This window comes from Pseudomonas deceptionensis, assembly GCF_900106095.1.
In the GTDB taxonomy this organism is placed as follows: domain Bacteria; phylum Pseudomonadota; class Gammaproteobacteria; order Pseudomonadales; family Pseudomonadaceae; genus Aquipseudomonas; species Aquipseudomonas deceptionensis.
In genome coordinates this window covers 4,854,650-4,878,503 of sequence record NZ_FNUD01000002.1, presented here as the reverse complement: position 1 = coordinate 4,878,503, position 23,854 = coordinate 4,854,650, and the positions used below count along the sequence as shown (strand labels likewise).

The window sequence follows — 23,854 nt, the reverse complement described above, 5'->3', positions numbered from 1 at the left end:
GCAGTTTCGGTCACGCCGCTCAATTCAGAAGGAATCTGTCATGACCCCTCAAGGCGCAGCAAATATCGCGGTCGCGCTCGCGCAAAATGTTGAGTATCAGGGCCGCAAGGTCAGCCGTCACGGTAGCGAACAGCGTCGCCAGCTGATCCTCGATGCGGCCATGCGCATTGTCGTGCGCGACGGTGTGCGCGGTGTTCGTCATCGGGCAGTGGCCGCCGAGGCGGGGGTGCCACTTTCTGCGACGACTTACTACTTCAAAGATATCGATGACCTGATCAACGATACCTTCGCCCAGTACGTTGAGCGCAGTGCAGCCTATATGGCCAGGCTCTGGCAAGGTACCGAAGACACGCTGCGCGGGTTGATGGCCAAAGGCGATGGCAGCCCGCAGGCGCGTGCCGTGCTGGCTGATGAAATCGCGCTGATGGCGGCCAACTATCTGCAACACCAGCTACAAACCCGACGCGAGCACTTGATGGCCGAGCAGGCTTTTCACCAGGCAGCACTGATCAACCCCAGGCTGGCGCTGCTGGTGCGTTCCCATCAGCAGATTTTCCTGCAGGGCGCCGGTCATATCTTCGAAGTGCTAGGCTCCAGACAACCGGAGCAGGATGCCAAAGTCTTGACGGCGATTATCGGTCGGATGGAATATCAGGCCCTGCTCAATGGCACGCAGCCAGTGGCTGACGATGACAGGCTCGTTATTCTCACGCGCTACATGCACTTGGTGTTGGTCGCTCTATAGAAGGATGCAGGCATGAAGGCTTGGCGTGTAATGCTTATGGCAGTGTCGTTTTTAATGTTGAATGGCTGTCTCGTGACCTTTACTCAGGCACCGCTGGTGCCTGAAGCGGCGCCGACACAATTGCTGGGTCAGTGGACCAGCAAGGATGCCTGGGGTCAGGCGCGCAACCTGAACATCAGCGCCATCGATAAAACCCACTATCAGGCAGTGGTTTTCCCCAAGGGGCAGCCCAAGGCCCGGGAACGCTATCGGTTCATCGTGGCCCGCCATGGCAGCCGCTGGTACGCCTCGGCCGCAGTGCCTGGCCGGTCGGGCAGCAACTACACGCTTAACGGTTTTGAATTGACCGACAGCGGGGAGCTGGTGATCTACGATCTTGATCTGGAGCAGATCCAGCAAGCGATCAGTCAGTCGGCATTGAGCGGTGAGCCGGTCGACACCGCCGAAGGCACGGGAACACTGATCAACAGCCCATCGGCCAAGGTCTTTGCTTACCTGGACGATCCGGCCAACTCTGACGTGTTTGTCGAAGCTGCCCGCTATCAGCGCGTGGCCAAGTAACACCCCCATTCAAGCCCAACCAAGGAGCACCGGGTGGACGATTACCAGCGCACGATTCGCACGTTGTCAGACCGTATCGTACTGGCGCAAACCCCGATCCGCGTACTGGATGCGGTGAAGTGGGACGACAGCATCCGACAGGGCTTTTTAAAGGCCAAAGGCAAGGAAATGCCGGCGGTCAACCGCGACTATTACTTGGGGCGGCCGCTGTCTTTTGACTCGGGCGCGGTGAAGTCCGAGTTCCAGAACATCGAGCGCGATATCACCCGCCAACTGGGGCAGTTCAACCCGGTGGGGCAGATCATGCGCCGCATGTGCAAGGAGTACCGCATGGTGGTGCGCATGCTCGAAGCGCGCGGCACTGAAGACTTCGGACTGATTTCCCAGGAACTCTATGGCGCTGCCTCGGACGCGTTCCATGCCGGTGACCCGACCCTGGCCGATCTGGGCCTGATGATGTCCGACTACCTGGACAACATTGACGGGCGCGGCGCGCTCAAGGACGAAGCCAAGACCCTGACCGCCAAAGACGCGGTGCACATGCTGCAAACCCGCCTGAACAAGGTGTTTGGCGAGGCCGAAGAAACCATTCGGGTATTTGAGTCCGATGGCATCGTCGCGGACGCGGCCGCGGGCGCCGACTACATCAAGATCCGCACCGACGCGATGTTCAACGAACGTGACGTGCGGGCACTGGAAGTTCACGAGGGGCTGGTGCACGTAGGGACCACGCTTAATGGTCTCAACCAGCCGATCTGTACCTTTCTGTCCAAGGGGCCGCCTTCGTCCACCGTGACTCAGGAAGGCCTGGCGATTTTGATGGAGATCATCACCTTTGCCTCCTACCCGAGTCGCCTGCGCAAGCTGACCAACCGTACCCGCGCCATCCATATGGTGGAGGAGGGCGCGGACTTCATGCAGGTGTATCAGTTCTTCCGTGAGCAAGGGTTCGAGATGCCAGAAAGTTATGGCAACGCGAGCCGGGTTTTCCGTGGATCTGTGCCTAATGGCCTGCCATTCACCAAAGACTTGTCCTACCTCAAGGGCTTCATCATGGTTTACAACTACATTCAGCTGGCCGTGCGCAAAGGCAAGCTGGAGCAAGTGCCGCTGCTGTTCTGTGGCAAAACCACGCTGGAGGACATGCGCACCTTGCGTCAGTTGGTGGATGAAGGATTGGTGGTTGCCCCCAAATACCTGCCGGACCAGTTTCGTGACATGAACGCGCTGTCGGCCTGGATGTGCTTCTCCAACTTCCTCAACCATTTGAGCCTTGATCGTATCGAAGCGGATTACTCCAACATTTTGTAAGCCACACAAAACCTGTAGCCGCTGCCGAAGGCTGCGATAAGGTCAGCAGGACCTTCAAAGCGAGGCCGCTGCGCGCCCTGTCGCAGCCTGCGGCAGCGGCTACAAAACTGATATCAGGTAACTCATTCCATGAAAACCCTGGCTGCACTCTGCCTGCTGTTGACCCTCAGCGGATGCAGTTCATTGCTGTTCTATCCCGAGCCCGGCTTGCCGATCACCCCGGCGGCAGCAGGCCTGGAGTATCGCGACGTGACGTTGACTGCCGCGGACGGCACGCGCCTGAGTGGTTGGTGGCTACCGGCCAAAAAAGGCGTGCCGCTCAAGGGCACGGTGCTGCACCTGCACGGCAATGGCGGCAACCTGGCCTATCACCTGGGCGCAACCGCCTGGCTGCCGGCGCAGGGCTATCAGGTGCTGATGCTCGACTATCGCGGTTATGGCCTGTCCCAAGGCTCGCCGGGTTTGCCGGCGGTGTATCAGGACATCGACGCGGCTTTCGACTGGTTGCAGCACGAGCCGCAAACCAAGGGGCTGCCGCTGATTGTGCTGGGGCAAAGCCTTGGCGGGGCGATGGGCCTTCATTACCTGAGCGGGCATCCGGCGCAACGGGCACGGGTTAAGGCCATGGTGCTTGATGGCGTGCCAGCCAGTTACCGAGAAGTGGGGCAGTTTGCCTTGAGCACGTCCTGGCTGACCTGGCCGTTGCAAGTGCCGTTGTCGTGGCTGGTGCCCGACGCCGACAGTGCCGTGTATGCGATGCCTGGAATGGGAGGTGTGCCGATGCTGATCTTCCACAGCCTGGATGACCCGGTCGTGCCGCTTTCCAATGGCCTGCGACTGTATCAAGCTGCGCCCCAGCCCAAGGTGCTGCAACTGACACGTGGCGGCCACGTGCAGACGTTTGCCGACCCGACCTGGCGCCAGGTCATGCTGCGCTACCTGGATGACCCGCAACACTTTAATGGCGTGCGGCGCTTGGGCGAAATTCCCAATTACCCCGCCTCACCGGATTTGACTACAGATGCTGAACCAGAGAGCCAACAATGAGTGAAGAACGTAACGCCATCCCCCTGATCATTACCGGTATATGCACCATCCTCGGCACCGTGGGCGCCCTGTGGTACTACGGTTACCTGCACTTCGCCAAGCCTGAAGATGCGCTGCTGCTCAGCGACTTCACCATGCTCAAGACCATTCCTGGCGAAGACTACAAAGTCTCGCTCACGCCAGCCAGCCAAGTGGCGCAGTGCATTGACGGCATCATCGTATTGTTCGACACCGAGCAAAAAGGCCTGACCGGGGTACTGGTCAATAACAAGAAACAGGCCGTGCGTTGCCTGGGCCAGGAAACACCGAAGCTGGAGCAGTAAAACAACCTTCACCCTCGCCCAAAGGGTGAGGGCAAGCGCAAAAAAGCCTCGCCTGATCACTCAGGCGAGGCTTTTTTCAATCGGTTACTGCATCGACGAACGCGGTGCGACCGGCTGGTTGTCGTTGGAGATAGTCACCTCAACACGACGGTTCGAGGCGCGGCCCGAATCGGTCGCGTTGCTCGCTACCGGGTACTCCTTGCCATAGCCCTGAGCCACGATGCGGGTCGGGTCTACACCTTTGCGCACCAGTGCGTTGCGCACCGACTCGGCACGACGCTCAGACAGGGTCTGGTTGAAAGCCGCTGAACCGACGCTGTCGGTGTAACCCTCGACAATCACCTTGCGGTCCGGGTTCTGCATCAGGTACTCAGCCAGGGTGTTGATGTTGCGCATACCGTTTGGCTGCAGGTCGGACTTGCCGAACTGGAACAGCACGTCACCGAAGGTCACCAGCGTGCCGCGCTCAGTCTGCTTGGCGTTCATGCCCTTGAGTTGCTTGATCTGCGCATCGCGCGCCTCAAGCAGTGCCTGGGAGCGGGCCGATGCCGAGTTTTTCAGATTGTTTTCAGCCGTGCGCAACGCAATGGTTTGCTTGGCCACTTCAACACGCTGGTTGGTCAGGTAGGCCAACTGGTCAACCTTGGACTCGTCTTCCTTGTTCAAGTAAGCCTTCTCAGCCTTGTCCAGCCATTCGCTGGCGTCCTTGGTTTCCAGGGCCGCCACCTTGGTGGCGTCAGGGTTGGTCTGCAGGGCCGAGAAATTGGTCTTGGCGTTTTCCAGGTTGACGTTTGGCTGGGACGAGCACGCCGCCAGACCAACGCTCAAGGCCAGCAGGGCAGGGATCAGTACTGTATTACGCATGATGGTTAATCCTTTTTATCAAATGGCAATGCGGTGTCATCAACAAGGGGCAGCGTTTACTGAGTGCTGCGCATGCCTTCCTGACGCAATTCCTGCACGGCTTTTTGAGCATCCTGAACGCTCCTCTCGGCTTTCGCGGCCTGGGCTTTGCGTTCTGCTACGCGAGCGTCCCACTCAGCCTGTTCGGACAGGCGACGGGCTTCGTCGTATTTTTTGTCATGCATGGCCATCTCGGCTTGCTTGAGCTTGTCTTGAGCGGACTTCATTTCCACCGGCGCATATTCAGTACCGCCTGCGCTCACGGCGTTGTTCACGGCCGATTGAGTCACGGCGTACTGCTCCGACGGAGGGTTGCCGGCACAGCCGGCCAAAACGAAACTCGTGCCCAGCGCCAGCGCAGCCAGTTTTAGCCCGCGAAGGCGCGGTGAGGTGGTTTTGTCAGTGCGGGTCATCATGGTCTTCAACTCCATTAGGAAACTCCTTGGTAACAACAAACTCCATCACGACTGTGGCTTCACCCGGAGTGTTGGAACACAGGTTCCAGCGGTGATGGTTAATGGGTGTGACCGGAGCGTTTTTTGAATAGTTCAAAAAAGATGGCAGATGGCCTAAAAGAATTTTGACCGATTGATCGGGCCCGGTTTTGAGTTTTACCGTGCGCACGGCTTGTCAAAACCAGCGGTTGCAACGCACTCTTGGGGAACGAGCTGTCCCCCGGATACTGCTGGAGAAACTGCTGATGACCGATATTGATGCACGCTTGCGCGATGATGTTCACCTGCTGGGTGAGCTGTTGGGTAATACGATTCGTGACCAATACGGCGACGCTTTTCTCGCCAAGATCGAGCGCATCCGCCAGGGGGCCAAGGCCGACCGGCGCGGCACCACGGGCGAGGAGTTGAGCGCGATTCTGGATGCCCTGAGCGACGATGAAGTGCTGCCGGTGGCGCGGGCGTTCAACCAGTTTTTGAACCTTGCGAACATTGCCGAGCAGTACCAGTTGATCCACCGGCGTGAAGAGGGGCAGGCCGAGCCATTTGAGGCGCTGGTCTTGCCGCAGTTGCTCGAACGGCTGCTGGCAGAAGGGCATAAGCCCGAGTCGCTGGCACGCCAGGTCAGCCGTCTGGATATCGAGCTGGTGCTCACCGCGCACCCTACCGAAGTGACCCGCCGTACCCTGATTCAAAAGTACGATGCCATCGCTGAGCAACTGGCTGCCCAGGACCACCGTGACCTGACCCTTGCGGAAAAATCCGAGATCGAACAGCGCTTGCAGCGGCTGATCGCCGAAGCCTGGCACACCGAAGAAATCCGTCGCACCCGTCCCACTCCTGTCGATGAGGCCAAGTGGGGGTTTGCGGTCATCGAACATTCGTTGTGGCACGCCGTGCCGCATATGCTGCGCAAGGCTGACAAGGCTCTGCATGCGGCCACCGGGCTGCATTTGCCCCTGGAGGCAGCCCCGATCCGCTTTGCTTCCTGGATGGGCGGCGACCGTGACGGCAACCCCAATGTCACCGCCAGCGTGACCCGTGAGGTGCTGCTACTGGCGCGCTGGATGGCGGCAGATTTGTACCTGCGCGATATCGACAAACTGGCGGCTGACCTGTCGATGCAGCAGGCCACCCCGCAATTGCTGGCGGCCGCCGGCGAGAGTGCCGAACCGTATCGTGCCGTGCTCAAACAATTGCGTGAGCGCCTGCGGGCCACCCGCAACTGGGCCCATAGCGCCTTGAGCAGCGCGCAGGCCGCCCCGGCCGAGGTGTTGCAGGACAATCGCGAGCTGCTGGCGCCGTTGCAGCTTTGCTATCAATCGCTGCATGCCTGTGGCATGGGCGTGATCGCGGACGGGCCGTTGCTCGATTTCTTGCGCCGGGCCGTGACGTTCGGCCTGTTTCTGGTGCGCCTCGATGTGCGTCAGGACGCGGCCCGACACGCCTCGGCCATGACCGAAATCACCGATTATCTGGGCCTGGGTCGCTATGAAGACTGGGACGAAGATGCCCGTCTGATCTTCCTGATGCGCGAGCTGAACAACCGTCGCCCGTTGTTGCCCAGTTACTTCAAACCCGGTGCCGACACCGCCGAAGTGCTGGCAACCTGCCGTGAAGTGGCTGCTGCACCGGGGGCGTCACTGGGTTCATATGTGATTTCGATGGCCGGCGCTGCCTCTGATGTTCTGGCGGTGCAACTGTTGCTCAAAGAGTCGGGGCTTGAGCGCCCGATGCGTGTGGTTCCGCTGTTTGAAACCCTGGCCGACCTGGACAATGCGGGGCCGGTGATCGAGCGACTCCTGCTGTTGCCGGGCTATCGCACCCGTCTGCAAGGGCCGCAGGAAGTGATGATCGGGTATTCCGACTCGGCCAAGGATGCCGGTACCACGGCGGCGGCCTGGGCGCAGTACCGGGCGCAGGAATCACTGGTCAATATCTGTCGGGAACAAGGCGTTGAGCTGCTGTTGTTCCATGGTCGCGGTGGCACTGTAGGTCGTGGCGGAGGCCCGGCCCACGCGGCGATTCTGTCGCAGCCGCCGGGCTCGGTGGCGGGGCGTTTCCGCACCACGGAGCAGGGTGAAATGATCCGCTTCAAGTTCGGCCTGCCGGACATCGCCGAGCAGAATCTCAACCTGTATCTGGCGGCTGTGCTGGAAGCCACCTTGCTCCCGCCACCCCTGCCGGAACCAGGCTGGCGGGTGTTGATGGACGAGCTGGCGGCGGACGGGGTCAAGGCCTATCGCGGAGTGGTTCGTGATAATCCTCAGTTCGTCGAGTACTTCCGTCAGTCGACGCCGGAGCAGGAACTGGGCCGCTTGCCATTGGGCAGTCGTCCGGCCAAGCGCCGGGCAGGGGGGATTGAAAGCCTGCGGGCCATCCCGTGGATTTTTGGTTGGACCCAGACCCGCTTGATGCTACCCGCCTGGCTGGGCTGGGAAACCGCTTTGAGCCAGGCGCTGGCCCGTGGTGAAGGCGAGCAGTTGGCGCAAATGCGCGAGCAGTGGCCGTTCTTCCGCACCCGCATCGACATGCTGGAAATGGTTCTGGCCAAGGCCGATGCCGATATCGCCCGGCTCTACGACGAACGTCTGGTGGCCCCGGAACTGCTGCCATTGGGTGTGCATTTACGCGACTTATTGTCGCAGGCGTGCACCGTGGTGTTGGGGCTGACCGGGCAGGCACAGTTGATGGCTCATAGCCCGGAGACGCTTGAGTTCATCCGTTTGCGCAACACCTACCTTGACCCTCTTCATTTATTGCAGGCCGAGCTGCTGGCGCGCTCGCGGCGCCAGCAAGCGGCCCAGGACAGCCCTCTGGAACAAGCGTTGCTGGTAACTGTGGCCGGGATCGCGGCGGGATTGCGCAACACCGGTTAAAGCAAAAGAGAGGCAAATGTCGCGCCAGAGCGGGCGGGGACACGGCAGACCGGATGCCGATCCCTGCGCGGGCGCGACACTTTAATGTGGGGTTGCGACCTGTGACACCCGGCCGCACGGGCCGGTTTGCCTGTGATTTTTCCTACTTTGGGCGGCTTGTGTGGGCCGGGCCTGCTGTGTATCTTGATCAGCCCTTGGCCGTTTTGATGGCCATAACCCGATTTTGAGATTGGCCCAAAGAGGCGAGTCTGTTGTCATTTAAATAAAAAATTTGAGGAGCACATCGATGCGCGTAATTCTGCTGGGAGCTCCCGGGGCCGGTAAAGGTACTCAGGCAAAGTTCATCACTGAAAAATTTGGCATCCCGCAAATCTCCACCGGCGACATGTTGCGTGCAGCCGTTAAAGCCGGGACCGAGCTGGGCCTGATCGCCAAAGGCGTAATGGACAGCGGTGGTCTGGTATCTGACGATCTGATCATCAACCTGGTGAAAGAGCGTATTGCTCAGCCGGATTGCGTAAACGGTTTCCTGTTCGACGGTTTCCCGCGCACCATTCCGCAAGCTGAAGCACTGGTCAAAGCCGGTGTCGAGCTGGACCACGTGCTGGAAATCGCCGTTGAAGACGAAGAGATCGTTCAGCGCATTGCTGGCCGTCGTGTACACGAAGCCTCGGGCCGCGTTTACCACACCGTCTACAACCCGCCTAAAGTTGAAGGCAAGGACGATGTGACCGGCGATGAGCTGGTTCAGCGTAAAGACGACACCGAAGAAACCGTTCGTCACCGTCTTTCGGTTTACCATTCGCAGACCAAGCCGTTGGTGGACTTCTACCAAAAGCTGGCCGCTGCCCAGGGCAAGCCGAAGTACAGCCACGTTGAAGGCGTTGGCTCAGTAGAATCGATCACTGCCAAGGTGCTTGAAGCCCTGAGCTGATAAGTCGATTTTGCGCCGTAACAACAGCCCGCTTGCGGGCTGTTGTTGTTTATACTGCTGAACTTTTTTCAATCTGATTCTGACGGGAACACCGATGAGCACCTTGCTGGCCCTGGATACCGCGACTGAAGCTTGCTCTGTTGCCTTGCTGCACGATGGCAAGGTTACGAGCCACTACGAGGTGATCCCGCGCCTGCATGCGCAAAAGCTGTTGCCGATGATTAAAGAACTGTTGGCTCAGGCGGGCGTCGAGCTGTCGGCGGTGGAGGCCATTGCCTTCGGTCGTGGGCCGGGCGCCTTTACCGGTGTGCGTATCGCCATTGGTGTGGTGCAGGGCCTGGCCTTCGCCCTGGAGCGCCCGGTGTTGCCGATCTCCAACCTGGCGGTCCTGGCCCAGCGCGCCTATCGCGAGCACGGCGCCACCCAGGTGGTGTCCGCCATTGATGCGCGCATGGACGAAGTGTATTGGGGCTGCTACCGCGAGCAGGCAGGCGAAATGCGTCTGGACGGCGTTGAAGCCGTACTGGCACCGGAAGTTGCCGGTTTGCCGGATGGCGCCGTCGGTGACTGGTTTGGTGCAGGCACCGGTTGGGGTTACGCCGAGCGGTTGAACGTCAAGCCATACGCGATGGACGCGGGCATGTTGCCTCACGCCGAAGACCTGCTGACCCTGGCCCGGTTTGCCTGGGCGCGCGGTGAGGCCATCAGGGCCGATGACGCACAGCCGGTGTACCTGCGCGACAAGGTTGCGGCTACAAAAGCTGAACGTAACGCTTGATCCGCTTTTGTAGCCGCTGACGAGCGGAGCGAGGCTGCGTTCGGCGGCGGCTACAAGGTCTAAAGGAAACGTCAACTGTGGGAGCGAGCTTGCTCGCGAAGGTCGTTCGCGAGCAGGCTCGCTCCCACAGGCAGGGTTGACCGCCAACAGAGTATCTACAAAATAGCCGGCCCATTTGCTTAGTCTGGCCCGCGCCGCTAAATTGTAACTATTGCTACCGAGCTTGCAGCCATGCGCATTGACGGCTTTTCTTCCCAGTCCTACCCGATCAAGCGCAAGCCGCGAAAAGGCCAGCCGCTGGTTGATGAGTCGGTCGATGATGGCGAAGTCGTACAGCAAGACACCCCCCAGGCAGCCCGTACGCCACCCTCCGGCGAACGCATCAGCCAGTTGCCGTCCCGTCAGCAAGACATGATCTTCCAGCGCGCCATAAACAAAAGTACGGCCAGGGCCCTTGCCAGTTACCTGAGCACTGCAGGCTTTATCGATTGGGAAATAGAAGTACAGACCCTGGACCTGTACATTTGAGTTCATGACTGACCTCCCGTATTACCTCGGTTGCCCGTCCTGGAGTGAAAACGCCTGGCGCGAAGGCCTGTACCCGCAAAACGCTCGCCCGGCTGACTTTCTGAGCCTGTACGCGCAAGTGTTCAATGCCGTCGAAGGCAACACCACTTTCTACGCCCGCCCGGCACCGGCCACAGTTGAACGCTGGGCGCAAAGCATGCCCGGGCACTTCAGGTTTACCGCCAAGTTCCCGCGGGATATCAGCCACGGCGGTGACTTGCGTGAGCAGGGGCACGCCGCAGAAGACTTCTTGCAACTGTTGCGGCCCTTGGGAGCGCGCGTAGCGCCCCTTTGGCTGCAACTGCCGGCAAGCTTCGGCCCACAGCGTCTGGCGGAGCTGATGAGCTTTGTGGACGCTCTGGAGCGCCCGTTGGCGGTTGAAGTGCGTCATCCGGAGTTCTTTGCCAAGGGCGATGCCGAGCGGTTGCTCAACCGATTGCTGATGGATCGTGCAGTTGAGCGCATTTGTCTTGATCCGCGCGCCTTGTTCAGCTGCACCTCGACGGATCCTGCGGTGCTGCACGCGCAATCGAAAAAGCCCAAAGTGCCGCCGCGCCCGGCCGCCTTTACCCAATTCCCGCAGGTGCGCTTTATCGGTCGCCCGGAACTGGAAGCCAACGATCCCTATTTGCGACCCTGGGTTGAAAAAGTGGCGGGCTGGATCGAGGAGGGGCGCACGCCTTATGTATTTCTGCACACGCCGGACAATCACCGGGCCCCGGAACTGGCGCGGCGCTTTCATCAGCAATTGAGCGAACGGTTACCGGGTTTGCCGGCATTGCCCGAGTTGCATCAACCCTCGACGGTCGAACAGCTGGGGCTGCTTTAAGCCGCCAGGCGCAGGTTGTTGACCACCAGCGGGCGGGCCCAGCCCAGGTCGAAGTCCATCGCCCGTTGTTGCTCGATCAGGGTCAGCGCGTCGAACGGCTCGGCGGGCGGTGGCAGAAGGTCCAGTTCAAATTCGGCTATGGGCAGATGCAGCGATCGCGGCTCAGGCCCCGGGCCCGGCTCGGGCAGAGGGTGCCCCTGAGCCATGACGATCGGGCGTACCCATGTCTCGTTGAAATCCTGTTGGTGCTGTTGGGCGATCAATTCTTGCGCGGGGTAGGGCACGGCCGGCGGCGGCAGCAAGTCGAGTTCGAACTCGGCTATGGGTAAAAACAGGGCCTGGGGCGGACGCAGTTCAGTGTCCTGAACCTCGCAATGGCGCTGGGTCACGATAGTGCCCAGCACGCCGCTGCCGCCACGGGGTTCGGTATTTTCATCCTCAGCCACCGGCGGTGCATCAATTGCCGCCACTTCGTCAGTACCGGACTGTTCTGCCAACGCCTGGGCGTAGAAGTCCTTCCACAGGTGATTGACGCTGCCCGTGATCTGCGAATTGTGCCGGCCAAAGTCGCCAATTGGCGCAATAAAGCCGATGGATGGGGAATGAATGTCTGACATAGCTCTCGGTCGACGCCCAGCTCTGGCAAAATGCCGGATATTTCATTTATCGGCAGCCTTTGCCGATCATTAAATTTTTGAGCGTGTTTTTAGATGATTGAGCAAGCAGCGGGCTGTCGTATCAAAGTCGAGGCGTTGGGCGAGGCTTATCAGGCCTTGGCCGAGCAATGGGCTGAGCGTCTGGGTTTGCCTATGGACGAACCGGACGCCGAGTTCGCCTTGCAGTTGAGCGCCCAGGGTTTGCAGCTGCAACAGTTGGGCCCCGACGCTCCGGGCCCGGTGCGGGTCGACTTTGTAGAAGGCGGCGCGGCCCACCGGCGTTTGTTCGGCGGTGGCACCGGGCAGATGATTGCCAAGGCGGTTGGGATTCAGCAGGGCGTACGCCCGCGGGTGCTGGATGCCACGGCGGGCTTGGGCAAGGACGCGTTCGTGCTGGCGAGCCTGGGCTGTGAAATGAGCCTGATCGAGCGTCAGCCGCTGATCGGTGCGTTACTTGAAGACGGTCTGGCCCGTGGCCTGGACGATTTTGAAGTGGCGCCGATTGTGTCGCGCATGCACCTGCTTAAAGGCAACTCGATTGAAGTGATGCGCCATTGGGAAGGCGAGCCGCCGCAGGTGATCTACCTCGATCCGATGTTCCCGCATCGCGAGAAAACAGCCCTGGTGAAGAAAGAAATGCGCCTGTTCCGGCCATTGGTGGGCGATGACAATGATGCTCCGGCCTTGCTCGAAGCGGCATTGGCGCTGGCGAGTCACCGCGTGGTGGTCAAGCGCCCGCGCAAGGCGCCGTGCATTGCCGGGCCCAAGCCGAGCCATGCGCTGGATGGCAAGTCGAGCCGTTACGATATTTACCCGAAGAAAGCGCTGAAACCTTGAAAGCCCCTCACCCTGGCCCTCTCCCTCTGGGGGAGGGTTGGGGTAAGGGTATCAAGGTCGATAAGCCCGCATAAAAACCCCTACCACTTCCTGCACATGAGCTTCGACGCCTTCTGCGTCCAGCGGCTCGCCGCATCCATACAGCAGGCGAAAGTTGGGCGCGCCCTTGAGCATGCAAAAAAAGTGCTCCGCCGCGTAGTGCGGCTGGTCAATCTGCAGCGCACCACTGAGGTGGATTTTGCGCAGCAGTTGCTCCATCTCCAGCACCAGCCGCTCTGGCCCCGCCTCAAAGAAGATCTGCGACAGCTTCGGGTCCTGACTGCCCAGGGTCATCATCAGCCGGTGCAGGTTCAACGACTCTTCGCTGTTAATCAGCGCGTGAAACCCGCGGGCAATTTTTAACAGCACTTTCTCAATCGGCCCGTCGCTGGGCAATTCAAAAAACAGGACCGGCAGCTGTTCTGTGCATTTGGCCATGATCGCTGAGGAAAACAGGGTCTCCTTGTCAGTGAAGTGGCTGTAGACCGTCAGTTTTGATACGCCCGCCAAACCTGCAACCGCGTCCATGCTGGTGTTGGCATAGCCCTTGGTCAAAAACAGGGTTTTGGCGGCGTCGAGGATTGACTGGCGTTTTGCCATGTCTTTCGGGCGGCCGAGGGCATTGGGGGGTAAATGATGGTCAGACATATCCGTTTATTACTGGACTGGTGAGTTTAGTATTAATAACATGCCACCCAGTATAAATATTCCAAGCCCCATTAGCGAAAGGTCATCACCATGTTGCGCCATGCCTTGCCCCGCGCTGTGCCTCTGTGTCTGGTCGTTTTATTGTCTGCGTGTGGGCAGCAAGAGCCAGCAAAAATCAGCATCACCCCGGCGATGGTGGTGCAGCCACAGCCCTCGGCGCTCGCGAACCAGAGTTACCCCGGCGAAGTGCGGGCGCGCTTTGACCCGCAGTTGGCGTTTCGTATCGGTGGCAAAGTCAGCAAGCGCCTGGTGGACGAGGGGGAGCGGGTCAAGGCCAATCAGCCGCTGGCCGAGCTGGACCCGCAAGACGTGCGCCTGCAACTGGACGCCACCCGTGCACAAGTGGCTGCAGCCCAGGCCAATCTGAATCTGGTGCGTGCCGAGCGTGATCGCTACAAGACCTTGCTGGATCGCCAGATGGTCAGCCGTTCGCAGTTCGACAATGCCGAAAACCTTTACCGTTCGGGCGAAGCCAGGCTCCAGCAGATCAAGGCCGAGCAGGATGTGGCCAGCAATCAGGCGAGTTACGCCGTGTTGCGTGCCCCGCAAGATGGCGTGATCGCCCAGCGTCAGGTTGAAGTCGGGCAAGTGGTCAGCGCCGGGCAAACGGTGTTCACCCTGGCGGCCGATGGTGAGCGTGAAGTGCTGATCAGCTTGCCCGAGCAAGACTTCGGCCGGTTCAAGATCGGTTTGCCGGTGTCGGTTGAGCTGTGGTCGCAACCCGGCCAGCGCTTCAGCGGGCGTATCCGCGAACTGTCGCCGTCAGCCGACCCCAAGTCTCGCACCTTCGCAGCCCGCATCGCGTTCACCGCGGGCAAGGTGCCTGCCGAGCTGGGCCAAAGTGCCCGGGTATTTATCCAGAGCGAAGGTCACAGCCAGTTGTCGGTGCCGTTGTCAGCCTTGACTGCCGAGAACGGTGCGCCCTACGTGTGGCGCGTCGGTCAGGGCAACAAAATTGAACAAGTGCCGGTACGTGTGGGGCCGTTTGGGGAGAATACGGTGCCGGTACTTGAAGGCCTCAACGCCGATGACTGGATCGTTGCAGCCGGGGTGCATGTGTTGCATCCGGGGCAGGAGGTGCGGCCGATTGATCGCTCCAACCGGACCATCAATATTTCGGCGAAGGACTAATCCCCATGGGTTTCAATCTTTCCGCCTGGGCGCTGCGCAATCGCCAGATCGTACTGTTCCTGATGCTGTTGCTGGCAATTGTCGGCGGGCTTTCCTATACCAAATTAGGGCAGAGCGAAGACCCGCCGTTTACTTTCAAGGCCATGGTGATTCGTACCTTGTGGCCGGGGGCCACGGCTGAGGAAGTCTCGCGCCAGGTCACTGAGCGCATCGAGAAAAAGCTGATGGAGACCGGCGAGTACGAGCGCATTGTCTCGTTCTCGCGCCCGGGTGAGTCGCAAGTGACCTTTATGGCCCGTGATTCGATGCATTCGGACCAGATCCCGCAGCTGTGGTATCAGGTGCGCAAAAAACTGGGAGACATCCACCACTCCTTGCCGCCGGATGTTCAGGGGCCGTTTTTCAACGATGAGTTTGGCACCACCTTCGGCAATATCTACAGCCTGAGTGGCGAAGGTTACGACTACGCGGTGCTCAAGGACTACGCCGACCGTATCCAGATCCAGCTGCAACGGGTCAAGGATGTAGGCAAGGTCGAGTTGCTGGGGCTGCAGGACGAAAAAATATGGATCGAACTTTCCAACCTCAAACTCGCGACCCTGGGTTTGCCGCTGGCGGCGGTGCAAAAGGGCCTTGAAGAGCAAAACGCGGTGTCGACGGCGGGGTTTTTCGAAACACCGACCGAGCGCGTGCAACTGCGCGTCAGCGGTAACTTCAAGACGGTCGAAGAGATAGAGCGTTTCCCGATTCGTGTGGGCGAGCGCACCTTGCGCATCAGTGATGTGGCCGATGTGCGTCGTGGCTTCAATGACCCGGCGGCGCCGCGCATGCGCTTTATGGGCCAGGATGCGATCGGTCTGGCCGTCGCGATGAAGGACGGCGGCGACATCCTGGTGCTGGGCAAGGCGCTGGATACCGAGTTTGAACGGATCCAGCGAAACCTCCCGGTCGGGATGCAGTTGGGCAAGGTGTCGGATCAGCCGGCGGCGGTGAAAACCAGCGTTGGTGAGTTCGTCAAAGTGTTGGTTGAAGCCCTGGTCATTGTATTGCTGGTGAGCTTTTTCTCGCTGGGGCTGCGTACCGGCATGGTGGTGGCGCTGACCATCCCGCTGGTGCTGGCGATGACATTTGCCGCCATGCATTACTTCGGGATCGGTCTGCACAAGATCTCGCTGGGGGCGCTGGTGCTGGCGCTGGGCTTGTTGGTGGACGACGCCATCATCGCCGTTGAAATGATGGCGATCAAAATGGAGCAGGGTTACGACCGGCTCAAGGCGGCGAGCTTTGCCTGGACCAGCACCGCGTTCCCGATGCTCACCGGCACGCTGATTACCGCCGCGGGCTTTTTGCCGATTGCCATGGCGCAGTCGAGTACGGGTGAGTACACCCGTTCGATTTTCCAGGTGGTGACCATTGCCCTGCTGGCATCGTGGGTGGCAGCGGTGGTGTTTGTACCGTATCTGGGGGCCTTGTTGTTACCGGATCTGGCGAAGATTCATGCGGCTAAACACGGCACCGCTGCCGGGGCCCATGACCCTTACGCCACACCGTTTTACCGGCGGGTGCGCCGGTTGGTGGAGTGGTGCGTGCAGCGCCGCAAAACCGTGATTGCGCTGACCGTGCTGTTGTTTCTGGGCTCGATGGTCTTGTTCAAGTTTGTTCCGCAGCAGTTCTTCCCGGCGTCGAGCCGACTGGAGCTGATGGTCGATCTGAAGCTGGCCGAAGGCGCTTCGTTGAGCAACACCACCGAGCAGGTCAAACAGCTTGAAGCCCTGCTCAAGGATCACCCCGGCATCGAGAACTATGTGGCTTACGCAGGCACCGGTTCGCCACGCTATTACTTGCCGCTGGATCAGCAGTTGCCAGCGGCCAGCTTTGCCCAGTTCGTGGTGCTGGCCAAGACCATCGAGGATCGGGAAAGCCTGCGCACCTGGTTGATCGAAACCCTTAACGAGAAATTCCCGACGGTACGTTCGCGGGTCACGCGTCTGGAGAACGGCCCGCCTGTGGGGTACCCGGTGCAGTTCCGGGTGACGGGTGAGCATATCGAAGAGGTGCGGGCGCTGGCGCGCAAGGTGGCGGCCAAGGTTCGGGATAACCCCCATGTGGTGAACGTGCACCTGGACTGGGAAGAGCCGAGCAAGGTGGTGTACCTCAATATCGATCAGGACCGGGCCCGGGCCTTGGGTGTGAGTACGGCGAACCTATCGCGCTTCTTGCAAAGCACGCTGTTGGGTTCCACGGTCAGTCAGTACCGTGAAGACAACGAATTGATCGAAATCCTGCTGCGCGGCACCCCTCAGGAGCGTACCGAACTGTCGTTGCTGCCGAGCCTGGCGGTGCCGACCGACAATGGTCAGAGTGTTGCCCTGTCGCAAATTGCGACCCTGGAATATGGCTTCGAAGAGGGGATTATCTGGCACCGCAACCGCCTGCCGAACGTGACCGTACGTGCGGATATTTATGGCAAGGAGCAACCGGCAACGTTGGTACAGCAGATTCTGCCGACCCTTGAAGGCGTGCGCGCTGAATTGCCGGACGGTTATTTGCTGGAGGTGGGCGGTACTGTCGAGGACTCCACCCGTGGCCAGGATTCGGTGAAAGCCGGGGTGCCGCTGTTTATCGTGGTGGTACTGACCTTGCTGATGGTGCAGTTGCGCAGCTTCTCGCGAATGGTGATGGTGTTTCTGACCGCGCCGCTGGGCTTGATTGGCGTGACGCTGTTCCTGCTGCTGTTCGGCAAGCCCTTCGGCTTTGTGGCGATGCTGGGCACCATTGCGCTGTCGGGGATGATCATGCGCAACTCGGTGATCCTGGTGGACCAGATCGAGCAGGACAAGGCGGCGGGGCTGGACCCGTGGCAGGCGATTATTGAAGCGACGGTTCGGCGTTTTCGCCCGATTGTGCTGACCGCACTGGCGGCGGTGCTGGCGATGATTCCGTTGTCACGCAGCGTGTTCTTCGGGCCGATGGCGGTAGCCATCATGGGCGGGCTGATCGTGGCGACGGTGTTGACGCTGCTGTTCTTGCCCGCGCTGTATGCCGCGTGGTTCAAGGTGAAGAAGGTTTGAGGCCCAGGCTCCCACAGTCATCAGATCTGGCTGAATCCTTGTGGGAGCGCCGGTCGAGGTTCGATCGCCAGCGATGCGGTCAGCAGGGGGCCACTGACCGCACTTGATCAGCGAACCTGATCGACACGCAGGCGGATGGGTTGCTGGGTTTTGGCGCTGAGATCGACGCTGTTGCGCTCAGTGCTGATAAACAGCAACCGGCCGTTTTCTTCGATCCGTGCACTCACCGCGTAGGTATGGCCCGGTTTGATCTGCGCCGGGTCATAGGTCAGGTGAAACGGCAACGGTACCTGGCCCTTGATCTGGCCACTTTGTTTGGCAAGGGTCACCGCCGGCGCGTCGGCCAGCGAAACATCCTGCAAGCTCACTTCCAGTGTGGCTGTAGGCGGCAGAGCGATACGCTGCAGGTAAAACACTTCGCCGTCGAGGGATGCTTGCGGGGTAGGGGTCATAGAGCTACAGGCTCCTAGCAAGGCAGTGAGGCTGAGTAGTAGAACTTTTTTCATGGTGTACTCCTTTCAAGATATTTTTTCGAGCGAAAGCGGCGGCTGTTCTTGCGCGTCTTCGCTGCGATGCAGGGCCACCTGGCGAATCGACAAGCGAATCTCGGCCGGCAACACACGCTTGGCCGCGCCTTCGGCCAGTTCACCGAGCAGCTCGTGATAGCTCAGCTTGCCGTTGGCATCGCGGCGCAGCACGTCTTCTTCAAGCAATGTCTGGATAAAGTGGCGGAACAGGCTCTTGTCGAAGAACTCGGGTGCGTTGAGCCCGTGCAGGATCGACAGCCTCTGGGCCATCACGGTGCACAGGTCTTCCAGCTCTTCGGCGCTCAAGGTGTTCTGGCCGCTGTTGAGCAATAGCGAAATGGCCATATAGAAGCGCTGCAGGGTTTGCGCAATGCTCCTGGACAGCAGCGTCAGCAAGACAAAGTGCCGAGAGCTTGGCGCCGGGCGCAGGTACACGCCTTTCTCGAAGCGCAACAAACCTTGCTCCACAAAGGATTCGAGCCACTGGTCCACCACGGCATCGAGTTCTTCCAGCGTCCAGCGGATAAACAGTTCCGATTGCAGATACGGATACAGCGCATGGGTGTAACGCAGGATCTGCTCGCGGCTCATGCGCGAGGTGCTCTGGAAGAAGCAGGCGAGCAACGACGGCAATGCAAAGATGTGCAGAACGTTGTTGCGGTAATAGGTCATCAGCACCGCGTTCTGTTCATCCAGGTACAGGATTTTACCCAGCGCATCGCTTTGCTCGGAGAGCAGGTTCATGTCTTTGACATGCTTGATCAGTGCGCGGCCGTCGCCTTCGGGCAAGGTGGTGTGCGGCGAGTAGGGAACGCGGCGCAGCAGGGCCAGGTACAGGTCCAGCACGCGCGCCATGGCCTGTTCGTCCAGAGCCAGCCTGGTGGTTGACAGCAAGGCCAGCGCCACCAGATTCACCGGGTTGATGGCTGCCGCTTCATTGAGGTGCTGGGCAACTTTCTCACCCAGACGATTGGTGGTCGCGTTCAACCATTCAGGACGGTACAGCGGTGCAAGCTCCTGCTTGCGCCAGCCCGGCTGTTCCTGCTCGAGGAACTCGGCCAGTTTGATCGGTTCGCCAAAGTTGACTGCCACCTGACCGAACTTTTGTTTTTTAAGGGCGCCCAGCACCTTGAAAATATCGAAGATCGACTCTTTTTTCTTGCTGGCACCGCGCAGCTCGCCCAGGTAGGTGCGGCCTTCGAGCACGCGCTCGTAGCCGATGTACACGGGTACAAAGACGATGGGCATGCGCGATGAGCGCAAGAAGCTGCGCACGGTGATGGCCAGCATCCCGGTCTTGGGTTGCAGCATGCGTCCGGTACGCGAACGGCCGCCCTCGACGAAGTACTCCACCGGGAAGCCCTTGGTGAACAGGGTGTGCATGTATTCGTTGAACACGGAGGTGTACAGCGGGTTGCCCTTGAAGGTGCGGCGCATGAAAAAGGCACCGCCACGGCGCAGCAAACGGCCCATCAGCGGCATGTTCAGGTTGATGCCAGCGGCGATGTGCGGCGGGGTCAGACCGTTGCGAAACAGCAGATAGGACAGCAGGAGGTAGTCGATGTGGCTGCGGTGGCACGGCACATAGACGATTTCGTGGCCTTGGGCGATGTTCTGTACGCCCTCGATGTGGTTGACCTTCACCCCGTCGTAAATCTTGTTCCAGAACCAGCTCAGGAGCACTTCAAAAAAACGGATCGCGGTGTAGGTGTAGTCCGAGGCGATTTCATTGGCGTAGCGCAGTGCCTGGGCACGGGCCTTGTCCGCAGAAATGTTCTCGCGTTCGGCCTCGTCGAGGATCGCCTGGCGCACGGAGGGTTCGTTGACCAGGCCTTTGACCAGGTTGCGCCGGTGCGAGAGGTCGGGGCCGATGGTCGCGGTTTTCAGGTTGCGAAAGTGCACGCGCAAAATACGCTGCGCCATGCGCACGGTGCGTTCGTGGCCCTTGTTGAGGTCGATCAGTTCGCGCAAATGGATCGGTGCCGAGAACTGCACACGGGTTTTACGGCCCAGAATCAGGATACGCAGCATGCGGCGCAGGCGACCGGTCACGGCCCAGCTGTCGGCAAACAGCAGTTTCCAGGGGCTGGACTCGCTGTCGGGGGACTGGCCCCAGAACACGCTGACCGGGATGATCTGCGCATCCTCGGCCGGGTTCAGGGTCAAGCCGTCCACCAGGCGGGTCAGGGCAGGGGGGGCGCCACGCTTGTCCTGACGGCCCAGCCAGTCGGGCTCGGGGGTCAGGTAGAAGAAGGCCGCAGGCTCGATCATGGTACCTACTGCCACCGGCAGTACCGGGCGAGGCAGGCCGGCCTTGGAACATTCGGTATCAACCACAGCCAGTTCGGTCAGCGAGGGTGATTGCAAAACGTAGAACACTGGTCGGCTGCGATCCAGGTTCAGGGACAGGGAAGACTGGTTAATGGTCTCAGAGCGCACCCACAGGTACAGCAAGCGACGCAGGGCGCCAAATACAAGGCGGCGGAATGGGGAGGGGGTCATACGGCTTCTGCGTTAGTGGATTAAAAAAGCGTCGGGTAGTGTGCCGTATCTCCGGAAAATCGGCAAAAAAGCGGCTAACTAATATTGATTGAGTGTTTTTTTGCCTGACTTATACTCGGAGCTCTTTCGCTGTGCTGCGTAAGACCAAGAATCAAAAAGTCTAGTTCAAGCGAAAGTTCTCAAGGGGCCAATTTTCGAGCCCGATCAATAATAAAAAGGGGGATAGATCTTATGACAACGCGCGTAACAGGCAGTGTGAAGTGGTTCAACGACGCCAAGGGCTACGGCTTTATTCAGTGTGAAAACGGGGCTGACGTGTTTGTGCATTACCGCGCCATTCGCGGTGAAGGCCATCGCAGCCTGGCTGAAGGCCAGCAGGTCGAATACACCCAGGTCACCGGTGACAAGGGGTTGCAGGCTGAGGACGTGGTGGGGTTGTAACGCAGTCCCTGTAGCCGCTGCCGAAGGCTGCGATGGGTTGCGAAGTGACCCTGAAGGTCCTTCGGCCCTTGTCGCAGCCAGCGGCAGCGGCTACGGATTTGAGTTAATTCAGGAACCGGTTTTCCAGGTGATTTCTTCCTGACCGTCTTCGCTGATGCGGATCCAGCGGTCGGCGTCTGCTTCACCCTGTTCTTCTACCCAGCTGCCCGGCGCGCAACGTACTTCGACGTTCAGCGCTTTAAAGGCTGCGTGGGCGCAAGTGATGTCGTCTTCCCACGGCGTCTTGTCGCTGTCCAGGTACAGGCTGTTCCATTTGCCGACAGCTTTTGGCATCCAGGTGACGGGTACGTCGCCTGCAGTGCACTTCCAGGTTTCGCCTTTCTTTTTCCATTCGGTACACGGGCCCAGCACTTCAACCAGCCAGGCTTCGACGTCTTTGTAAGTGACGGCTTCTTTCAGGTAAATCTCGATATCGGGTTGGCGCATGGATGTCCTCACTGCGGGTCTGAAAAATCCACTCGCGGATTAATCGGGTCAAGGGTTCGAGCCCTTGACCGTAAAGTTGGTTATTGAAGCACGAAGTAATCGTAGCGCATCGAAACTGTCACCACTAAAGGCTCCGGGTGTTCGATGACCTGGGTCCGACGCTCGGCACTGGCACGCCAGCCGTGGGGGGTCATGGCCAGCAAGTTGGCGCGATCCTGGGGTTCACTCAAGCTGAGGGTGAATTCCAGTGTTTCGCTGTGCTGCAACTGCATGCCTTCAGGCACCAGCGCCAAATGCTTGTCGTCAGCGTAGTCGCGTACTTCGTCGTACAGCCGCTCGCGCAATTCCATCAAGTGCCCGCGAGTCGGGCCTACACGCATCAAGCCGCCTCCCTGGGTGAGCAGGCGCTTGGCTTCGAGCCAGTCCAGCGGGCTGAACACGCTGGCCAGAAACTGGCAGCTGGCATCGGCCAATGGCACACGGGCCATGCTGGCGATCAACCAGGTCAGTTGCGGGTTGCGTTTGCAGGCGCGCTTGACCGCTTCGCGGGAGATATCCAGCGCGTAGCCATCGGCGTTGGGCAAGGCTTCGGCGATTTGCGCGGTGTAGTAACCCTCGCCACAACCGATGTCGAGCCAGCGCTGTGGCGCCCGCTCGGCAGCCAGTTCGGCCAGGCGTTTGGCCACCGGGGCGTAGTGGCCAGCGTTGAGGAAGTCGCGGCGGGCTTCAACCATGGCCTGGTTATCACCCGGGTCGCGGCTGTTTTTGTGTTGCACCGGCAGCAGGTTCAAGTAGCCCTGGCGGGCACGGTCAAAGCGATGGCCGGCCGGGCACACCACGCCATTGTCGACCGCGTTGAGCGGCTCGGAGCAGATAGGGCAGGCGAGCATCAGGCGAGCAACTTGATCAGGGTGTGGTAGTAAATGTCGGTCAGCACATCAAGATCGCTGGCCAGAACCCGCTCGTTGACCTGGTGAATGGTCGCGTTGACCGGGCCCAGTTCGACCACTTGCGTACCCAGGGTCGCGATAAAGCGGCCATCGGAGGTGCCACCGCTGGTGGAAGCCTTGGTTTCGCGGCCGGTCACCTGCTTGATGCTCGACGATACCGCGTCCAGCAGGGCCCCTGGCTCGGTCAGGAACGGCAGGCCGGATAGCGCCCAGTCGATGTGCCAGTCCAGGCCATGCTTGTCCAGGATGTCCGCCACGCGCTTTTGCAGGCCTTCCACGGTGGACTCGGTGGAGAAGCGAAAGTTGAACACGGCCACCAGATCACCCGGGATCACGTTGGTCGCGCCCGTGCCGGAATTCAGGTTGGAAATCTGGAAGCTGGTCGGCGGGAAGAAGGCGTTGCCGTGATCCCAATGCTCGGCGGCCAGTTCGGTCAGCGCAGGCACGGCCAGATGAATCGGATTCTTGGCCAGGTGCGGGTAGGCCACATGGCCTTGCTTGCCACGAACGGTGAGCTTGGCGCCCAGCGAACCGCGACGGCCGTTTTTGACCACGTCGCCCACCAGGGTGGTGCTCGACGGCTCGCCTACGATGCACCAGTCCAGACGCTCGTTACGGGCCTTGAAGCGCTCAACCACAGCCTTGGTGCCGTGGTGGGCCGGGCCTTCTTCGTCGCTGGTGATCAGGAACGCGACCGAACCCTTGTGGTCCGGGTAGTCGGCGACAAAACGCTCGGCGGCCACCAGCATTGCAGCCAGGCTGCCTTTCATGTCGGCAGCGCCACGGCCGCAAAGCATGCCGTGTTCATCAATCAGCGCGTCAAACGGGTCGTTTTGCCAGGCCTGGACCGGGCCGGTCGGCACGACGTCCGTGTGGCCGGCAAAGCACAGCACCGGGCCTTCGTGTTTGCCGTGGGTGGCCCAGAAGTTGTCGACGTCTTCAATGCGCATTGGCTCCAGCTTGAAGCCGGCATCGCCCAGGCGCTGCATCATCAACTTCTGGCAGTCGGCGTCGATCGGCGTCACGGAAGGGCGACGGATCAGATCGCAGGCAAGTTGCAGGGTCGGCGAAAGGTCGGCGTGGGCCGTCATGGTGTGAACTCCGAGGCTGGGCGTGTGCGGTGCGGGCGAGAAAGGGCGGATATCTTAAAGCAAAACGGCGGCCAGAGGCCGCCGTT

23 protein-coding genes are annotated in these 23,854 nt (G+C 60.1%); 14 read left to right on the top strand and 9 right to left on the bottom strand.

The window, feature by feature from the left end:
- Positions 1-40: 40 nt before the first annotated feature.
- The 5 genes from BLW11_RS22530 to BLW11_RS22510 all read left to right on the top strand — a co-directional run bounded on the left by BLW11_RS22530 (position 41) and on the right by BLW11_RS22510 (position 3,987).
- Positions 41-745: a TetR/AcrR family transcriptional regulator gene (locus BLW11_RS22530; RefSeq protein ID WP_048359940.1), complete on the top strand. Its 705-nt coding sequence runs from the start codon at positions 41-43 to the stop codon at positions 743-745.
- A 12-nt stretch (positions 746-757) separates the two neighbouring features.
- Entirely contained in the window at positions 758-1,306 is a 549-nt protein-coding gene (locus tag BLW11_RS22525; protein WP_048359939.1) for a hypothetical protein, read from the top strand.
- Between the two features lie 33 nt (positions 1,307-1,339).
- Positions 1,340-2,617: a flavohemoglobin expression-modulating QEGLA motif protein gene (locus tag BLW11_RS22520; protein WP_048359938.1), complete on the top strand. Its 1,278-nt coding sequence runs from the start codon at positions 1,340-1,342 to the stop codon at positions 2,615-2,617.
- A gap of 129 nt (positions 2,618-2,746) precedes the next feature.
- The gene (locus BLW11_RS22515) at positions 2,747-3,664 is read left to right on the top strand and encodes an alpha/beta hydrolase (RefSeq protein ID WP_048359937.1); all 918 of its coding nucleotides are present in this window, start codon (positions 2,747-2,749) and stop codon (positions 3,662-3,664) included.
- On the top strand, positions 3,661-3,987 hold the full coding sequence (locus BLW11_RS22510) for a PA3694 family proteiin (RefSeq protein ID WP_048359936.1): 327 nt from the start codon (positions 3,661-3,663) through the stop codon (positions 3,985-3,987). Before BLW11_RS22515 ends, BLW11_RS22510 begins: the two co-directional genes overlap by 4 nt.
- An 84-nt stretch (positions 3,988-4,071) precedes the next feature.
- Here BLW11_RS22510 and lptF read toward each other — a convergent pair whose 3' ends face one another.
- Positions 4,072-4,851 carry a lipotoxin F family OmpA-related lipoprotein LptF gene (lptF, locus tag BLW11_RS22505; RefSeq protein WP_048359935.1) on the bottom strand — a complete coding sequence of 260 codons (780 nt, stop codon included), beginning with the start codon at positions 4,849-4,851 and terminating at the stop codon, positions 4,072-4,074.
- Between the two features lie 56 nt (positions 4,852-4,907).
- A complete protein-coding gene (locus tag BLW11_RS22500) occupies positions 4,908-5,321 on the bottom strand; it encodes a DUF4398 domain-containing protein (protein WP_048359934.1) in 414 nt (137 codons plus the stop codon).
- A gap of 269 nt (positions 5,322-5,590) precedes the next feature.
- Between BLW11_RS22500 and ppc the strand changes: the two genes are divergently transcribed.
- From ppc to BLW11_RS22475, 5 genes are all read left to right on the top strand, one after another.
- Entirely contained in the window at positions 5,591-8,221 is a 2,631-nt protein-coding gene (ppc, locus tag BLW11_RS22495; protein WP_048359933.1) for a phosphoenolpyruvate carboxylase, read from the top strand.
- Positions 8,222-8,507: 286 nt separating this feature from the next.
- Complete coding sequence (gene adk, locus BLW11_RS22490; protein WP_048359932.1) at positions 8,508-9,155, top strand: adenylate kinase; 648 nt, start codon at positions 8,508-8,510, stop codon at positions 9,153-9,155.
- A gap of 94 nt (positions 9,156-9,249) precedes the next feature.
- Positions 9,250-9,933: a tRNA (adenosine(37)-N6)-threonylcarbamoyltransferase complex dimerization subunit type 1 TsaB gene (gene tsaB, locus BLW11_RS22485; protein ID WP_048359931.1), complete on the top strand. Its 684-nt coding sequence runs from the start codon at positions 9,250-9,252 to the stop codon at positions 9,931-9,933.
- Between the two features lie 231 nt (positions 9,934-10,164).
- Positions 10,165-10,461: a hypothetical protein gene (locus BLW11_RS22480; protein ID WP_048359930.1), complete on the top strand. Its 297-nt coding sequence runs from the start codon at positions 10,165-10,167 to the stop codon at positions 10,459-10,461.
- Between the two features lie 4 nt (positions 10,462-10,465).
- A complete protein-coding gene (locus BLW11_RS22475) occupies positions 10,466-11,329 on the top strand; it encodes a DUF72 domain-containing protein (RefSeq protein WP_048359929.1) in 864 nt (287 codons plus the stop codon).
- On the opposite strand, the gene BLW11_RS22470 is transcribed toward BLW11_RS22475, so the two are convergent.
- On the bottom strand, positions 11,326-11,946 hold the full coding sequence (locus tag BLW11_RS22470; RefSeq protein ID WP_048359928.1) for a hypothetical protein: 621 nt from the start codon (positions 11,944-11,946) through the stop codon (positions 11,326-11,328). The two genes, BLW11_RS22475 and BLW11_RS22470, sit on opposite strands and share 4 nt — an antisense overlap.
- 93 nt (positions 11,947-12,039) lie before the next feature.
- Between BLW11_RS22470 and BLW11_RS22465 the strand changes: the two genes are divergently transcribed.
- Positions 12,040-12,822: a class I SAM-dependent methyltransferase gene (locus tag BLW11_RS22465; protein ID WP_048359927.1), complete on the top strand. Its 783-nt coding sequence runs from the start codon at positions 12,040-12,042 to the stop codon at positions 12,820-12,822.
- 51 nt (positions 12,823-12,873) lie between these two features.
- On the opposite strand, the gene BLW11_RS22460 is transcribed toward BLW11_RS22465, so the two are convergent.
- The gene (locus BLW11_RS22460; protein ID WP_048359926.1) at positions 12,874-13,509 is read right to left on the bottom strand and encodes a TetR/AcrR family transcriptional regulator; all 636 of its coding nucleotides are present in this window, start codon (positions 13,507-13,509) and stop codon (positions 12,874-12,876) included.
- Between the two features lie 90 nt (positions 13,510-13,599).
- Between BLW11_RS22460 and BLW11_RS22455 the strand changes: the two genes are divergently transcribed.
- Together BLW11_RS22455 and BLW11_RS22450 are read left to right on the top strand one after the other, a co-directional pair.
- Entirely contained in the window at positions 13,600-14,700 is a 1,101-nt protein-coding gene (locus BLW11_RS22455) for an efflux RND transporter periplasmic adaptor subunit (RefSeq protein ID WP_048359925.1), read from the top strand.
- Between the two features lie 5 nt (positions 14,701-14,705).
- Positions 14,706-17,771 (top strand): efflux RND transporter permease subunit, encoded by a 3,066-nt coding sequence (locus BLW11_RS22450; RefSeq protein ID WP_048359924.1) that lies wholly within the window; start codon positions 14,706-14,708, stop codon positions 17,769-17,771.
- A gap of 107 nt (positions 17,772-17,878) precedes the next feature.
- On the opposite strand, the gene BLW11_RS22445 is transcribed toward BLW11_RS22450, so the two are convergent.
- Entirely contained in the window at positions 17,879-18,277 is a 399-nt protein-coding gene (locus BLW11_RS22445; RefSeq protein WP_048359923.1) for a YbaY family lipoprotein, read from the bottom strand.
- A 12-nt stretch (positions 18,278-18,289) separates the two neighbouring features.
- Complete coding sequence (gene plsB / locus BLW11_RS22440; RefSeq protein WP_048359922.1) at positions 18,290-20,800, bottom strand: glycerol-3-phosphate 1-O-acyltransferase PlsB; 2,511 nt, start codon at positions 20,798-20,800, stop codon at positions 18,290-18,292.
- Between the two features lie 231 nt (positions 20,801-21,031).
- Here plsB and BLW11_RS22435 point away from each other — a divergent pair, with 231 nt between their 5' ends.
- Positions 21,032-21,241, top strand: a complete 210-nt coding sequence (locus BLW11_RS22435; RefSeq protein ID WP_019822157.1) for a cold-shock protein — start codon at positions 21,032-21,034, stop codon at positions 21,239-21,241.
- A 108-nt stretch (positions 21,242-21,349) separates the two neighbouring features.
- On the opposite strand, the gene BLW11_RS22430 is transcribed toward BLW11_RS22435, so the two are convergent.
- From BLW11_RS22430 to dapE, 3 genes are all read right to left on the bottom strand, one after another.
- Positions 21,350-21,727, bottom strand: coding sequence for a hypothetical protein (locus tag BLW11_RS22430; protein WP_048359921.1), 378 nt, complete (start codon positions 21,725-21,727; stop codon positions 21,350-21,352).
- Between the two features lie 80 nt (positions 21,728-21,807).
- Positions 21,808-22,617 carry a putative RNA methyltransferase gene (locus BLW11_RS22425; RefSeq protein WP_048359920.1) on the bottom strand — a complete coding sequence of 270 codons (810 nt, stop codon included), beginning with the start codon at positions 22,615-22,617 and terminating at the stop codon, positions 21,808-21,810.
- Entirely contained in the window at positions 22,617-23,768 is a 1,152-nt protein-coding gene (gene dapE, locus BLW11_RS22420; protein ID WP_048359919.1) for a succinyl-diaminopimelate desuccinylase, read from the bottom strand. The genes BLW11_RS22425 and dapE overlap by 1 nt, the downstream gene beginning before the upstream one ends.
- Between the last annotated feature and the right edge of the window lie 86 nt (positions 23,769-23,854).

Bases quoted from the DNA above. Each gene is read 5' to 3' on its own strand.
- BLW11_RS22430 (WP_048359921.1), bottom strand. From the start codon at position 21,727: ATGCGCCAACCCGATATCGAGATTTACCTGAAAGAAGCCGTCACTTAC.
- BLW11_RS22480 (WP_048359930.1), top strand. From the start codon at position 10,165: ATGCGCATTGACGGCTTTTCTTCCCAGTCCTACCCGATCAAGCGCAAG.
- BLW11_RS22425 (WP_048359920.1), bottom strand. From the start codon at position 22,617: ATGCTCGCCTGCCCTATCTGCTCCGAGCCGCTCAACGCGGTCGACAAT.
- BLW11_RS22515 (WP_048359937.1), top strand. From the start codon at position 2,747: ATGAAAACCCTGGCTGCACTCTGCCTGCTGTTGACCCTCAGCGGATGC.
- BLW11_RS22525 (WP_048359939.1), top strand. From the start codon at position 758: ATGAAGGCTTGGCGTGTAATGCTTATGGCAGTGTCGTTTTTAATGTTG.
- dapE (WP_048359919.1), bottom strand. From the start codon at position 23,768: ATGACGGCCCACGCCGACCTTTCGCCGACCCTGCAACTTGCCTGCGAT.
- BLW11_RS22460 (WP_048359926.1), bottom strand. From the start codon at position 13,509: ATGTCTGACCATCATTTACCCCCCAATGCCCTCGGCCGCCCGAAAGAC.
- BLW11_RS22450 (WP_048359924.1), top strand. From the start codon at position 14,706: ATGGGTTTCAATCTTTCCGCCTGGGCGCTGCGCAATCGCCAGATCGTA.
- tsaB (WP_048359931.1), top strand. From the start codon at position 9,250: ATGAGCACCTTGCTGGCCCTGGATACCGCGACTGAAGCTTGCTCTGTT.
- BLW11_RS22455 (WP_048359925.1), top strand. From the start codon at position 13,600: ATGTTGCGCCATGCCTTGCCCCGCGCTGTGCCTCTGTGTCTGGTCGTT.
- ppc (WP_048359933.1), top strand. From the start codon at position 5,591: ATGACCGATATTGATGCACGCTTGCGCGATGATGTTCACCTGCTGGGT.
- plsB (WP_048359922.1), bottom strand. From the start codon at position 20,800: ATGACCCCCTCCCCATTCCGCCGCCTTGTATTTGGCGCCCTGCGTCGC.
- lptF (WP_048359935.1), bottom strand. From the start codon at position 4,851: ATGCGTAATACAGTACTGATCCCTGCCCTGCTGGCCTTGAGCGTTGGT.
- BLW11_RS22530 (WP_048359940.1), top strand. From the start codon at position 41: ATGACCCCTCAAGGCGCAGCAAATATCGCGGTCGCGCTCGCGCAAAAT.
- BLW11_RS22510 (WP_048359936.1), top strand. From the start codon at position 3,661: ATGAGTGAAGAACGTAACGCCATCCCCCTGATCATTACCGGTATATGC.
- adk (WP_048359932.1), top strand. From the start codon at position 8,508: ATGCGCGTAATTCTGCTGGGAGCTCCCGGGGCCGGTAAAGGTACTCAG.
- BLW11_RS22500 (WP_048359934.1), bottom strand. From the start codon at position 5,321: ATGGAGTTGAAGACCATGATGACCCGCACTGACAAAACCACCTCACCG.
- BLW11_RS22435 (WP_019822157.1), top strand. From the start codon at position 21,032: ATGACAACGCGCGTAACAGGCAGTGTGAAGTGGTTCAACGACGCCAAG.
- BLW11_RS22465 (WP_048359927.1), top strand. From the start codon at position 12,040: ATGATTGAGCAAGCAGCGGGCTGTCGTATCAAAGTCGAGGCGTTGGGC.
- BLW11_RS22475 (WP_048359929.1), top strand. From the start codon at position 10,466: ATGACTGACCTCCCGTATTACCTCGGTTGCCCGTCCTGGAGTGAAAAC.
- BLW11_RS22445 (WP_048359923.1), bottom strand. From the start codon at position 18,277: ATGAAAAAAGTTCTACTACTCAGCCTCACTGCCTTGCTAGGAGCCTGT.
- BLW11_RS22470 (WP_048359928.1), bottom strand. From the start codon at position 11,946: ATGTCAGACATTCATTCCCCATCCATCGGCTTTATTGCGCCAATTGGC.